The following is a 13,175-nucleotide window of genomic DNA, read 5'->3' on the forward strand; positions in this document are numbered from 1 at the left end:
GATGCTAGCTTCCAAAATCGGGGCTTCAAACTGCCTTGGTGCCGTTGATGATCCCTTTGGCGGCACTCTGTCAACGGCACTTCACAGAGACATGAAAACCTCTGTTGACGAACTGATTCCATCAATTTCTTGCCGACGATATGAGCTTTTCGTCGAGAACACGCATTCCGGCAAGTTTTTTAAAAAAACGGACCAAAATCAGTCCGAAACCAACCAAATTCGCAATCTTTTTGCCAGTTTTTTCGCTAAACGTTCTGATATTGTGGTCAAAATTCGAAAATCGGGAGGAATTCCATGGCGCCCAAGACCAATCCGAAACGGGAAAAACAGATCGAAGCGGCACAGAAAATTGCCGCTGCGACGGGCGGGGCTCACCTCGATCCCGAAATCCTGTTCGGCCGGGCTAGCAATGATGACATGGGGCGTTACAGCCCGGAAATGCTGGCTCTTGCCGCAGCTCATGCGGCCAAGGAACTGGCAGCCTGGAGCAAGACGGCTCCGCGTGTCAGCATCGAGCAGGTGGCCGGCATCGAGCCCGATGGCGTCGCCGTGTCGATCCTCTCGATCACCGACCACAACATGCCGTTCCTCTACGAATCAGTCATGGGAGAGGTCAGCAGCAGCTATCGCGATCTCTACATGGCCGTGCATCCCATCCTCGTCATGGAAGAGGGCAAGGCGGCAAGCCTTTATTCCGCCGATCATCCGAGCGATCCCGCCCATCGGGTCAGCCACATCCAGCTTCATCTCTCCCCGCTGACGACAGCCCAGGCAGCAGACCTGGTCAAGCGGGTGCAAACCGTGCTCGATCAGACGCATCTCGTCGTTTCCGGCTGGAAGCCGATGCTGTCGCGCCTGGATACCGTCATTTCGGAGCTTTCCACCTATGAGGCGGCCGGACGTCGCAAGAGCGACCGCGACGAGGCTCTCGCCTTCCTCGCCTGGCTGCGCGATGGCAACTTCACCTTCCTGGGCATGCGCGAATACGTCTATTCCGGCAAGGGCGCCAACGCCACGATCGAGCGCGACCGAGGCGCCGGCCTTGGCATTCTCTCCAATCCCGATGTCCGTGTTCTGAGACAGGGCAAGGACGCCGTCACCACGACACCGGAAATCCTCGCCTTCCTCAATGGCCCGGATTTCCTGATCGTCACCAAGGCCAACGTCAAGTCGATCGTGCATCGCCGCGCCTATATGGATTATGTCGGCATCAAGCGCTTCGATTCGGAAGGGAACGTCACGGGCGAACTGCGCATCGTCGGCCTCTTCACCTCCACCGCCTACACCAGCGCCGCCTCGGAAGTGCCGCTGCTTCGCTCGAAGGTGCAGAAGGTCAAGGATCATTTCGGTTTCGATCCCACCAGCCATTCCGGCCGCATGCTCGACAACACGCTGGAATCCTACCCGCGCGACGACCTATTCCAGATCGACACGACCCTGCTGGCAAGCTTCGCAGAGCAGATCAACGACCTGACCGATCGGCCGCGCGTGCGCGCCCTGCCGCGCATCGATCATTTCGACCGCTTCGTTTCCGTCATCGTCTATGTGCCGCGCGAGGAATATGATTCCGTCGTCCGCGAAAAGATCGGCAATTATCTGAAGACCGTCTATGACGGCCGCGTCTCCGCCTATTATCCTGCCTTCCCGGAAGGCGGCGTGGCACGCGTGCACTTCATCATCGGTCGCAGCGCCGGCAAGACGCCGCATGTTCCCCAGGCCAAGCTGGAAGAGGCGGTCCGCGGCATCACCGCTCGCTGGGACGAGCGTTTCGTCATGCTGGCAGGCCCGAAGGCACCGAGCATCTCGGTGAGCCAGGCATTCCAGGAAGCCTTTTCGCCGGAAGACGCCTTTGCCGATCTGCCTGACATCATTGCCACAGCCGGCGCCGAGCCGATCCGCATCGGCTTCTATGTCCGCAAGGACGAAGCAGGCGAGATCCTCTCGCTGAAGATCTTCCACGGTCAAGGCAATCTGGCGCTGTCGCGCCGCGTGCCTCTCCTCGAAAATCTCGGTTTCAACGTCATCAGCGAGCGTACCTTCGACATCTATGTCACGGCGAAGGACGATTCGACCGGCCACGTCGTACTTCACGACATGGAGCTGGAAGCCCGCAGCGGTCTGACGATCGATCTTGCCCGCCACGGTGCTACACTGGAAGAGGCTTTCCTCGCCGCCTTCGGTGGAACGATCGACAATGATGCCTTCAACCGGCTGATCGTCTCCGCCGATCTCTCGGCCCGCGAAACCAACGTGCTGCGCGCCTACTCGCGTTACCTGCGCCAGGCCGGCATTGCCTATTCGCAGGACTACATCGCCGCGACGCTGGACAAATATCCACGCATCGCCGCCGCGCTCTTCCGCCTGTTTCACGACACGCTCGATCCGAAACTCAGCGACAAGAACCGCACGAAAAAGCTCACCGAGCTGCACGAGGCTATCGAAAGCGAGCTGGCCGACGTACCGAGCCTGGACGACGACCGCATCCTGCGCCGCTACGTCAACGCCATCGATGCAACGCTGCGCACCAACTATTTCCAGAAAAATGCCGACGGCTCGCCGAAAGCCATGTTGGCCTTCAAGCTCGATCCGAAACTTCTCGACGGCCTGCCCGAGCCGCGGCCCTTCCGCGAAGTCTTCGTCTATGGCGTGGAGGTCGAAGGCGTGCATTTGCGCTTCGGCAAGGTGGCGCGCGGCGGTCTGCGCTGGTCGGACCGTGCCGAGGATTATCGTACCGAAGTGCTCGGCCTCGTGAAGGCCCAGCAGGTCAAGAACGCCGTTATTGTCCCGGTTGGGGCCAAGGGCGGCTTCTATCCGAAGAAGCTCCCGGTCGGCGGCAGCCGCGACGAAATCTTCAACACAGGCCGCGAGGCCTACAAGACCTATATCCGCACCCTGCTGTCGATCACCGACAATATCTCCGGCGCCGATATTATCCCGCCTGATGATACCGTGCGGCTTGACGGTGACGATCCCTACTTCGTCGTCGCAGCCGACAAAGGCACCGCGACCTTCTCCGACACCGCCAATGCGCTGGCTCAGGAAGCCGGCTTCTGGCTGGATGATGCCTTCGCCTCGGGCGGTTCTGCCGGCTACGACCACAAGAAGATGGGCATCACAGCCCGTGGCGCCTGGGAAACCGTAAAACGGCACTTCCGCGAGATGGACATCGACATCCAGACGACGCCCTTCAACGTCGTCGGCGTTGGCGATATGTCGGGCGACGTCTTCGGCAACGGCATGCTGCTCTCGCCGAAGATCCGCCTGCTCGCCGCCTTCGATCACCGCGATATCTTCATCGATCCCGATCCGAACGTGGAAAAGACGCTCGCCGAACGCCAGCGTCTCTTCAACCTGCCGCGTTCCAGCTGGCAGGATTTCGACAAGTCCGTCCTGTCGAAGGGCGCGATGATCATTTCCCGCTCGGCGAAATCTGTGACGCTGACCCCGGAAGCGGTTGCCGCCATCGGCATCGACAAATCCGTCGCAACACCCTTCGAGATCATGACGGCAATCCTCAAGGCTCCCGTTGATTTGCTGTGGTTCGGCGGCATCGGCACCTATGTGAAGGCACCGGCCGAGACGGATTCCGAAGTCGGCGATCGCGCCAACGATCCGATCCGTATCGCAGCCGACGAAGTACGCGCCAAGGTCATCGGCGAAGGCGCCAATCTCGGTGTCACCCAGAAGGGCCGTATCGCCTATGGTCTCAAGGGCGGTCGCTGCAACTCCGACGCCATCGACAACTCCGCCGGCGTCAACACCTCCGACGTCGAGGTCAACATCAAGATCGCGCTGGCGTCCGCCATGTTCGACGACCGGCTGACGCGCGCCAAGCGCGACACGCTGCTCGCCTCCATGACCGATGAAGTGGCCGTGCTGGTATTGCGCAACAACTATCTGCAATCCCTGGCGATTTCGCTGACGGAGCGCAAGGGCACCGGCAATGGCCTGGAACTCAGCCGCTTCATGAGCGTGCTGGAAGCCGCCAAGCAGCTCAACCGCAAGGTGGAGACCCTGCCCGACGACCAGACCTTCGCAGAGCGTTATGCCAACGGCCGGCCGCTGACGCGCCCAGAAATCGGTGTGCTGCTTTCCTACGCCAAGATCGTTCTCTTCGACGCCCTCGTCGCCAGCGATCTGCCTGATGATCCCTACTTCGCTGCAACGCTCAGCCGCTACTTCCCGGCCAAGATGCAGCGCTCCAATGCAGCCGATATCGAAACCCATCGCCTGCGCCGCGAGATCATCGCGACGGGGCTCGCCAACGAGGCGATCAATCGTGGTGGTCCAGGCTTCGCCGTCAGCATGATGGATGCAACGGCGGCATCGGCTGCCGAGGTGGTCAAGGCGGCCGTGGTCGCTCGCGACGGCTTTGATCTCGACCGGCTCTGGAACGAGACGGACGCGCTCGACGGCAAGGTCGGCGGCCAGATGCAGAACCGCGTCTACGGCGAAATCACCGAGGTCTATACGGTATTGACCCGCCTGCTCTTGAAAACCGGCGCGGCCAAGGGTGACATCGAAGAGACGGTTAGCCGGCTTCGCGCCGCTCTCAAGAAACTGCGACCCGTCTTCCTCACCCACATCCCGGCAGATTTCGCGGCCGAAATCGCCGCACGCGAAGCGGAATATCTGGCAGCGGGCCTGCCCGAAAAGCTGGCTTCGGAGATCGCCACGATCTACGCGCTCGTGCTCGTTCCGGAAATCATGCAGATTGCCGAACGCACCGGCGACACGCTGAACCGGGCGGCGGAAAGCTACTTCACCGTCTCGCAGACCTTCCGCGTCGGCCGGCTGCTGCTGGCCGGCAACCGGATCGTCACCGGCGATCACTATGAGAGCCTCGCGCTTGCGCGCAGCCTCGACCAGATCGCCGGCGCTCGTCGCGATATCGTCATCTCCGCGCTATCAAACCATCCGAAGGACAAGCAGCCGGTCCAGGCATGGCATGCGGAGGACCGGATCCGCATCAATCGCATCGCCGAAGAGCTCGGTGGCCTCAGCGAAAGCGGCGATCCGAACCTCGCCCGCATCACCGTTGCCGCCGGCCTGCTCAGCGATCTTGCGAACGGCCGGGCAAGATGACACAGTCCGCCCCGACCCCGGCAAACGGGTGAGGGAGCAAGGGGCTGGATTTGGTGACGACCGAGATTGACAACGACGTGCCGGCAAAAGTGCCGGCACGCGGCATTTGGGGCTGGATGTTCTTCGACTGGGCGGCTCAGCCGTTCTTCACCGTCGTCACCACCTTCATTTTCGGACCCTATTTCGTCGCGCGGCTGACCGCCGATCCCGTCTCCGCGCAGACGACCTGGAGCAACATGGCGACGATCTCCTCGGTGATCATCGCCATCCTCTCGCCAGTCCTCGGCTCGATCGCCGATCAATCCGGCGCCCGCAAACCATGGATCGCCTTCTTCGCCGTCATCAAGATCGCCAGCCTCTTCTGTCTCTGGGGAGCCGCGCCCGGATCGCCTGTCATCTATCCCGTCATTTTCATGATCCTGGCTTCGATCTCGGCCGAATTCTCCATCGTCTTCAACGATTCGATGATGCCCCGGCTCGTCGGCAAGGACGATGTCGGCAGGCTATCGAACACGGCCTGGGGGCTCGGCTATCTCGGCGGTATGATCGTGCTGATCACCGTCGTTACGCTGCTCGCCGGTAATGCACAGACCGGCAAGACCATTCTCGGCATGACGCCGCTCTTCGGCCTTGATGCCACGCTCGGCGAGGATGCCCGCATCACCGGGCCGATTTCGGCCGCCTGGTATCTGATCTTCATCCTGCCGATGTTCTTTTTCACGCCGGACGCCGCCCGCGGCCTGCCGTTGCGCGCCGCTGTTCGTTCAGGCTTGCACGAACTGTCGGCGACCCTGGGCGAATTGAAACGCCGGCGCGGTATCAGCCTCTTCCTCATCGCCCGCATGGTCTATCAGGACGGCGTCAACGGCCTTCTGATCCTCGGCGGCACCTTCGCAGCCGGCATGTTCGGCTGGGCAACGATCGAAATCGGCATCTACGGCATTATCCTCAACGTCATCGCCATTTTCGGCTGCTTCGCGGCCGGCTATGTCGACCGCTGGCTCGGCTCGAAGACGACTGTCGTCATCAGCCTGACTTTGCTGCTGGTCGCGACCTTCGGCATTATCTCGACTGGCCCCGGGTTCACGCTCTTCGGCCTCGTTCCACTCTCGACCGTTAGCACCGGAGGCCTGTTCGGAACCGCGGCGGAGAAGGCCTATATCGGCTATGGGCTATTGATCGGCATCGCCTTTGGCCCCGTGCAGGCCTCGTCGCGCTCCTATCTCGCCCGCAGCGTCAGCCTCGCGGAAGCCGGGCGCTATTTCGGCATCTATGCGCTCTCCGGTCGCGCCACCAGCTTTATGGCAACATTGTTCTTCTCGCTGGTAACCCATTTCAGCGGTTCTGCCCGCCTCGGCATGGCGACGCTCGTCCTCTTCCTCGCCGGCGGCCTCTTGCTTCTGTTACCGACACCCTATCCCGCCGACAGGGCAACGAAGTAGGCAAAGAAAATCCCGGCTGGCGAACCAGCCGGGATATATATTTTCTGTATTTGGTATATCCGCCGATCAATGACGGAAATGGCGCACGCCGGTAAAGACCATCGCGACATTGTGCTCGTTGGCCGCGTCGATCACTTCCTGGTCGCGCATCGAGCCGCCGGGCTGAATGACGGCGGTGGCGCCGGCAGCGATTGCCGATAACAGGCCGTCCGCAAACGGCAGGAAGGCTTCGGAGGCGACCGCAGAACCCCGCGTCAGAGGCTCGGCCAGACCCATGGCCTTTGCGGCTTCCTCGGCCTTGATGGCGGCGATGCGAGCGGAATCGACACGGCTCATCTGTCCGGCGCCGATACCGGCCGTCTGGCCATCCTTGGCGTAAACAACGGCATTCGACTTCACATGCTTGGCGACACGGAAGGCGAACTTCATGTCCTCAAGCTCCTGCGCCGTCGGCGCACGCTTGGTGACGACCTTAAGCTCCATATCCTCGACCAGTGCGTTGTCGCGGTTCTGCACGAGCAGACCGCCGGAGACGGTCTTGGCAGTGAGGCCGGCAGCACGCGGATCGGGCAGGGCGCCCACCGAGAGCAGGCGCAGGTTCGGCTTGCGAGCAATAATCGCCTTGGCTTCCTCGGTGACATCAGGCGCGATGATGACCTCGGTGAAGAGTTTGACGATCTCCTCGGCCGTTTCTGCGTCGAGCAGGCTGTTCAGCGCGATGATGCCGCCGAAGGCTGAGGTGGAATCGCAGGCGAGAGCGCGCTTGTAGGCTTCGACCAGGCTCGGGCCTGTGGCGACGCCGCAAGGGTTGGCGTGCTTGATGATCGCGCAGGCTGGACCGTTTTCCGGCAGGAACTCGGCGACGAGTTCATAGGCCGCATCGGTATCATTGATGTTGTTGTAAGAGAGCTGCTTGCCCTGGAGGAGGGTTGCCGTGGAGACGCCGGGGCGGTTCTCGCCGGTAACGTAGAAGGCCGCCTTCTGATGCGGGTTTTCGCCATAGCGCATTTCCTCGCGCAGAACGCCGCCGATGACGCGGTGACGCGGCGTGGCGATATCCAGCGCTTCGGCAAACCAGTTGGAGATCATCGCATCGTAGGCGGCGGTACGGGCAAAAGCCTTGGCGGCCATGCGCTTGCGGAAATCATAGGTCGTCTGGCCGGCATCGCCGGAGAGCTGCGCAAGCAGCTCCGCATAATCGGCGGGATCGGTCAGCGTCGTTACGTAGGCGTGGTTTTTGGCCGAAGCGCGGATCATCGCCGGACCGCCGATATCGATATTCTCGACCGTCGTCGGGTAATCGCCACCCGCCTTGCGAACGTCCTCGAAGGGATAGAGATTGATGACGGCAAGATCGATGCCCTCGATGCCGTGCTCTTTCATTGCCGCCTGATGCTCGGCATCGTCACGGATGGCAAGCAGGCCGCCGTGTACTTTCGGATGCAGCGTCTTGACGCGGCCGTCCATGATCTCCGGAAACTCCGTCACTTCGGAGACGTCGGTGACGGCAAGGCCCGCCGCTGTAATCGCCTTGTGCGTGCCGCCGGTCGACAGCAACCGCACGCCCTGTTCGCTGAGCGCACGCGCCAGCTCGACGATGCCGGTCTTGTCGAAGACGGACAGAAGCGCGGTTTTCACCTTCACCTTGTCGGGAGCAGGAATTTTCTTGGAAACGACGGCCATGGGCTTTCTCCGGTCTGAAGCAATTCCAGGAAAAGTGCAGGGCGGTTTTCCGTCCGGAATTGCGAGATAACAAAAACAGAGCGAAAAACGCTCTGGCATGAGGAGATGTCCGGCGGAAAAGCGCGGGACGATAATGCCGCCCCGTTAGCATAGCTGGCGCGGTTAGCCTATGGCCGATGGGATAAAAACCAACGGATTTCCGGCTTTTCGGTAATCCGGAAGACGATCTCGAGCTGGTCGGAAGAGCGCATTCCCGAGGGATCGGCAAAGAAGATGTCTTCGGCGACAAGCACTTCGTTCCCGGGCGAGGAGAAGACCCAGGTCTCGCCATCCGGCGCGATCAGCAGGGCGGAATCCGTTTCTGTCTGCAGCAGGCTGATGGAGGGATGGATGTGGAAGCGTGCAGAGGCGATGCCTTCGCCCTTCGGCGCCTGCTTCCTGCCCTCCGGCACGAAGAAGCGGTCGCGGCCGGCCAGGATAGTGCCTTTGGCGTTTAGGCTGAGTTCGCGCTCATGAGCATAGCCGAAGGTCGCGAGATAACCGTCATGCGCTGCCCGCACGTAATCGCGCCCATCTTCGGTCTCGGCACGCTCGACGATGACTTTCTTAACACCGCCGACCATGATCGGGCCTAAAGACTTCGACTTGGAGAATTGCGACGATGAGGTGTCGTTGAGCGTAACGGCTGAATGCGCAGCCGTCGCCCGTGCGGCCTGCACGTAACGATCTCCGGCAAATTCCGGCGAGCCCGAATTGATGATGAAGCGTGTCTTGCCCGACGACATCTCGAAGGAAAGGCAGCCGGCATGTGCCGTACGGCTGAGATCCGTCGAGGCGGGGGCGCCAGCATCGACGATGACGACGGCCTGACCGGCGGCTAGCCGGTGATACTTCGTGTGCGGCAGCGCCTTGAAAATCTGCCCCGCCGTCTCGTCGTAGCGCAGCACCGACATGAGCTCGTTGGCAAGCGTCGATGTCGCCCCGTTGAACAGCGCAAGATCACCGTCCTGATGGCGGAAGAATCGCAATGCCGGATACATGCGATCGATACCGGGAATGAGCCGTATCGGCACGTCGTGGCCAAGATTGACGTAGGTCTGCCGCAACGGCAGCAGGTCGAGCAGCAGCTCCAGCGACACCCGCGGATTGCGGGAGATATGGCCGCCGTCTGCCAAGATCTGCCGGTCGATTTCACGATCGAGCGCCTGGCCGGCGCGCTTTACCGCCAGCGCACTGTTCGGCATGGCAACCGACGACATGGCAAGCGCGATGCGCACGCGAAACCGCGTCGTTCCATCCCGCGCCGATGGCGCCATGCGGCGCAAAAAGCGGACATGGAAAACGAGCATGCGCATGAAGCGGCGATAAAAGCCGCTATCCGTCCCATGCAGAAGCACCGGCGAATGCGACAGGAGAGCAATGAGCCGCTGCGCAGCGATATCGGGCGCCCAAGCAAGCCCGTGCAGGCGGCGACCGTGGACGGCGATCCAATCCGTGAGGATGGATCGCGCCAGCGCCGATGCCTGATCGCTTTTTTCCGACCGCAAGTGCCGCAGCCAGCGGAAATTATGCAGCCGCGCCGCAAATGCGCGCGAAGGCAGCTCGAGCGAAAAGGGGGAGACACCTTGCGTTTCGAGAACACGTCCGGCGAGCAGGATGCGGCCGTTCAGAAGTTCTTCGACGAAAAAAGGATCGACGCTGCGCAGATCTGTCGGCGCCACGATAAGGCGTTCCGGCACACGCATCGTGTGGCGGGTGAGACGCAATCGCGTCAACGCCGCGCGGCGAGACATCCGCCGCCATGCTTCCCGCATGTATGAACTCACAAAACCCTGCCGCAGACCTGCATATTTGCTTCTGCTTACTCTCATTACCCGTGGTTAAAAAGAGGTTACAAATATACCAATTAAGAACAGGTTACCGACTTTTGAACCACTTTCGAAAGCCTGTGGAAACCACGACTAGAGCCGGATGATTTCAGGTTCGTTCAACCTGAAATCCGAATCCGCTCTGGAAACAAAGAAGTAGCGCATGATGTCGTCCGGAAACCGACGACAATTTTCGGCATCATGCTCTAGCGGGTGCGCCGAAGCACGACCGCGTAGAAACCGTCCAGGCCCGAAGCAAAACCATCACCAAGCGGCAGCATATCAGGCGTAGTGCGGAAGGCGCCGAGCGGAGAAATCGCCGCTTCGAGGCCCGGCCAGTCGCTTGCCGCGATCGGAACCCGCTCGACATTGTCGGTATCCGCAAGAAGCCGGGCGACGAGATCTTCGCCCTCCTCGGGATCGAGCGAGCAATTGGAAAAAACGACGATGCCGCCGGGCTTGACCAACGTCAGGGCGTGGCGGAGCAGACGCTCCTGCAGCGCGGCGAGCTTGGCGATATCCTCCGGCCCCTTGGTCCAGAGCACGTCGGGATGGCGGCGTGTCGTTCCGGTCGATGAGCAGGGCGCATCGAGAAGGGCGGCGTCGAAAAGTTCGTCGGGTCGATATTTGCTCATGTCGGCGCCGACGGTTTCCGCCTCGAAACCGAGACGCGCGAGATTGCCGGACAATCTTTTCAGCCGGTTGGCGGATTGGTCGAGAGCCGTGACCTTGGCGCCTGCGAGAACGAGCTGTGCTGTCTTGCCGCCCGGGGCCGCACAAAGGTCGACCACCCGCTTGCTCGCCAGTGAGCCGAATAGCTTCGCCGGAATGCTGGCAGCTGCATCCTGCACCCACCATTCGCCTTCATTGAAGCCCTCGAGCGAAGGGATAGATCCCTCGAATGCAGCAAGCCGCACGCCACCGGTCGGCAGAACAACGCCGTTGAGGCGCTTCGCCCAGCCTTCAGCATCGGACTTTACGGTGAGATCGATTGCGGCCGGCTCAAGCTGCGTTTCTGAAATTCTGAGCGCGGCGGAAGCGCCGTAAGCCGCCTCCAGGCGGGAGAGAAACCAAGCCGGCATCGCGGCGACGCCCGCGACCTGCTCGAGAATCTCCTGCTTTTCCCGGCCGATCCGCCGGAGAATGGCATTGACCAGCTTGGCAAAGCGCCGATTGCGGGGATCGCGGTTGGCCTGTTCGACGGCAAGGTCGACGGCGGAATGGTCCGGCACATCCAGATAGAGCATCTGCGCCGCACCGACGACGAGCACATGATGCAGCGCGCGGGCGCCTTCCGGCAGCGGCGAATCGAGCAGGGACGATATCGTCGCCTCAATCCGCGGCAGATGCCTGAGCGCGCTGTTCAGGATGGCGCGCACCAGCGCCCGATCGCTTTCACCAAGAGCCTTATAGGCTGGGTTGCCGCCTTCAGCGTCCAGCATGCCGTCGAGCGGTGTCTTGCGATCGATGACGGCGGCGAGGATTTTCGTCGCGGCGGCACGCGCCGCAAAACCGGGTTTCGCCGGCACCGAATCATGCGGCCTGGAATCGCTCGGCCTCCTGCCGGATCTCTTTCCGTCTTTGTTGAAAACTTTGTTTTTCGTGTCAGAACTCAAGACCAGGGACCCTTCGGCGGTTGCGAACCACCGCGACCCGTATTCGGCACGGAGCGCGATTTCCGCTCCGGATTAGCAGTCATGGCCGGTCCCGTCGAGCCAAAGCCGGAAGATGGCGTCATGGGCGAGGCGTTGCCGCCGCCGTAACGGGCCATGTCATGCAGCGCGGCGATGCGGTTTTCGGTATTCGGATGGGTCGAAAACAGATTGTCCATCCGCTCGCCCGAGAGCGGATTGATGATGAACATATGCGCCGTGGCCGGATGCCCCTCGGCCTCTTCATTGGGGATATGCGACGCACCGCGGGCGATCTTGCCGAGCGCCGAGGCCAGCCACAGCGGGTTGCCACATATCTCGGCGCCACGACGGTCGGCGGAATATTCGCGCGTGCGGCTGATCGCCATCTGCACCAGCATCGCCGCCAGAGGTGCAACGATCATCGCGACGAGAACGCCGATCATGCCGAGCGGATTGTTGTTGTCACGGCGACCACCGAACAGGAAGGCGAAGTTGCCGAGCATGGAAATGGCGCCGGCAAGCGTCGCCGTGATCGTCATGGTCAGCGTGTCACGGTTCTGTACGTGGGCAAGCTCATGCGCCATCACGCCGGCCACTTCCTCCGGCGTCAGCGCGTGCAGGAGGCCGGTGGAGGCGGCAACGGCGGCGTTTTCGGGGTTGCGCCCCGTTGCAAAGGCGTTCGGTTGCAGACTGTCGTAGAGATAAACCCTAGGCATCGGCAGGCCTGCATTGCGGGCGAGATCCCGAACGATGCGATAGAATTCCGGGGCGCTGCGTTCATCCACCTCCTGCGCATTGTAGGTGGAGAGCACCATGCGGTCCGAATTCCAGTAGGAGAAAAAGTTCATGCCGGCAGCGACGACAAATGCGATCAACATGCCGGATTGACCGCCGATCAGATAGCCAACCCCCATGAACAGGGCGGTCATGAAGGCGAGCAGCATGGCGGTACGCATAAGATTCATCAAAGGGTCTCCAACAGATCTGACGTCCAAACCTTTTTCTTTGCGGCCGAACGCATCCGTCTCCGAAATCAAAAAACAGAGCATGATGTCACCCGAAAACCGTTCACACTTTTCGGCATCATGCTCTATGATTTGGCTATTCCTCCCCTCATTTCAATATTTCGGAGGTCGCTCGAGACCATGCAATCCGCAGATAACGACAATAAAATAGACACTGAAGCCGGTGAAACCACGCGTAAGCCGCTCTCGCCCGCCGCCAAGCGCGCCCTTGCCGAAGCCGAAGAGCGCCGACAGGCGCAAGCCGAAGCGAACCCTCCCGCCGAAATCGGCGGTCGCGGCGGCGCCGATCCCGCCCGCTTCGGTGACTGGGAGATCAATGGTCGGGCCATCGATTTTTGAGAGATAAGCGCTGAGATATGCCATGCCGGGTGCATTTCAAATCACCGGCTCAGAGGTAGGCAGCGGAACACTCAAGCGTCCGAAGTACATTTGAAAAGG

At 61.3% G+C, this 13,175-nt stretch carries 7 protein-coding genes; 3 read left to right on the forward strand and 4 right to left on the reverse strand.

Annotated features, from left to right (window positions below):
- The first annotated feature begins 294 nt into the window (after positions 1-294).
- A complete protein-coding gene (locus tag ACIQJ2_RS20810) occupies positions 295-5,085 on the forward strand; it encodes an NAD-glutamate dehydrogenase (protein WP_400671133.1) in 4,791 nt (1,596 codons plus the stop codon).
- A gap of 50 nt (positions 5,086-5,135) precedes the next feature.
- Positions 5,136-6,527, forward strand: a complete 1,392-nt coding sequence (locus tag ACIQJ2_RS20815; RefSeq protein ID WP_400671136.1) for an MFS transporter — start codon at positions 5,136-5,138, stop codon at positions 6,525-6,527.
- A 66-nt stretch (positions 6,528-6,593) separates the two neighbouring features.
- Here the strand turns inward: ACIQJ2_RS20815 and purH are convergent, their stop codons facing one another.
- From purH to htpX, 4 genes are all read right to left on the reverse strand, one after another.
- On the reverse strand, positions 6,594-8,210 hold the full coding sequence (gene purH / locus ACIQJ2_RS20820) for a bifunctional phosphoribosylaminoimidazolecarboxamide formyltransferase/IMP cyclohydrolase (RefSeq protein WP_400671139.1): 1,617 nt from the start codon (positions 8,208-8,210) through the stop codon (positions 6,594-6,596).
- 167 nt (positions 8,211-8,377) lie between these two features.
- The gene (locus tag ACIQJ2_RS20825; protein WP_400671141.1) at positions 8,378-10,081 is read right to left on the reverse strand and encodes a heparinase II/III family protein; all 1,704 of its coding nucleotides are present in this window, start codon (positions 10,079-10,081) and stop codon (positions 8,378-8,380) included.
- A 203-nt stretch (positions 10,082-10,284) separates the two neighbouring features.
- Entirely contained in the window at positions 10,285-11,700 is a 1,416-nt protein-coding gene (locus ACIQJ2_RS20830; protein WP_400671278.1) for an RsmB/NOP family class I SAM-dependent RNA methyltransferase, read from the reverse strand.
- The gene (gene htpX, locus ACIQJ2_RS20835) at positions 11,691-12,677 is read right to left on the reverse strand and encodes a zinc metalloprotease HtpX (RefSeq protein ID WP_400671143.1); all 987 of its coding nucleotides are present in this window, start codon (positions 12,675-12,677) and stop codon (positions 11,691-11,693) included. Before htpX ends, ACIQJ2_RS20830 begins: the two co-directional genes overlap by 10 nt.
- Positions 12,678-12,857: 180 nt before the next feature.
- Between htpX and ACIQJ2_RS20840 the strand changes: the two genes are divergently transcribed.
- Positions 12,858-13,076: a DUF1674 domain-containing protein gene (locus ACIQJ2_RS20840; RefSeq protein ID WP_199150526.1), complete on the forward strand. Its 219-nt coding sequence runs from the start codon at positions 12,858-12,860 to the stop codon at positions 13,074-13,076.
- The last annotated feature ends 99 nt before the right edge of the window (positions 13,077-13,175 follow it).

It is taken from the genome of Rhizobium sp. NPDC092011 (genome assembly GCF_044756305.1).
Classification (GTDB): Bacteria; Pseudomonadota; Alphaproteobacteria; order Rhizobiales; family Rhizobiaceae; genus Rhizobium.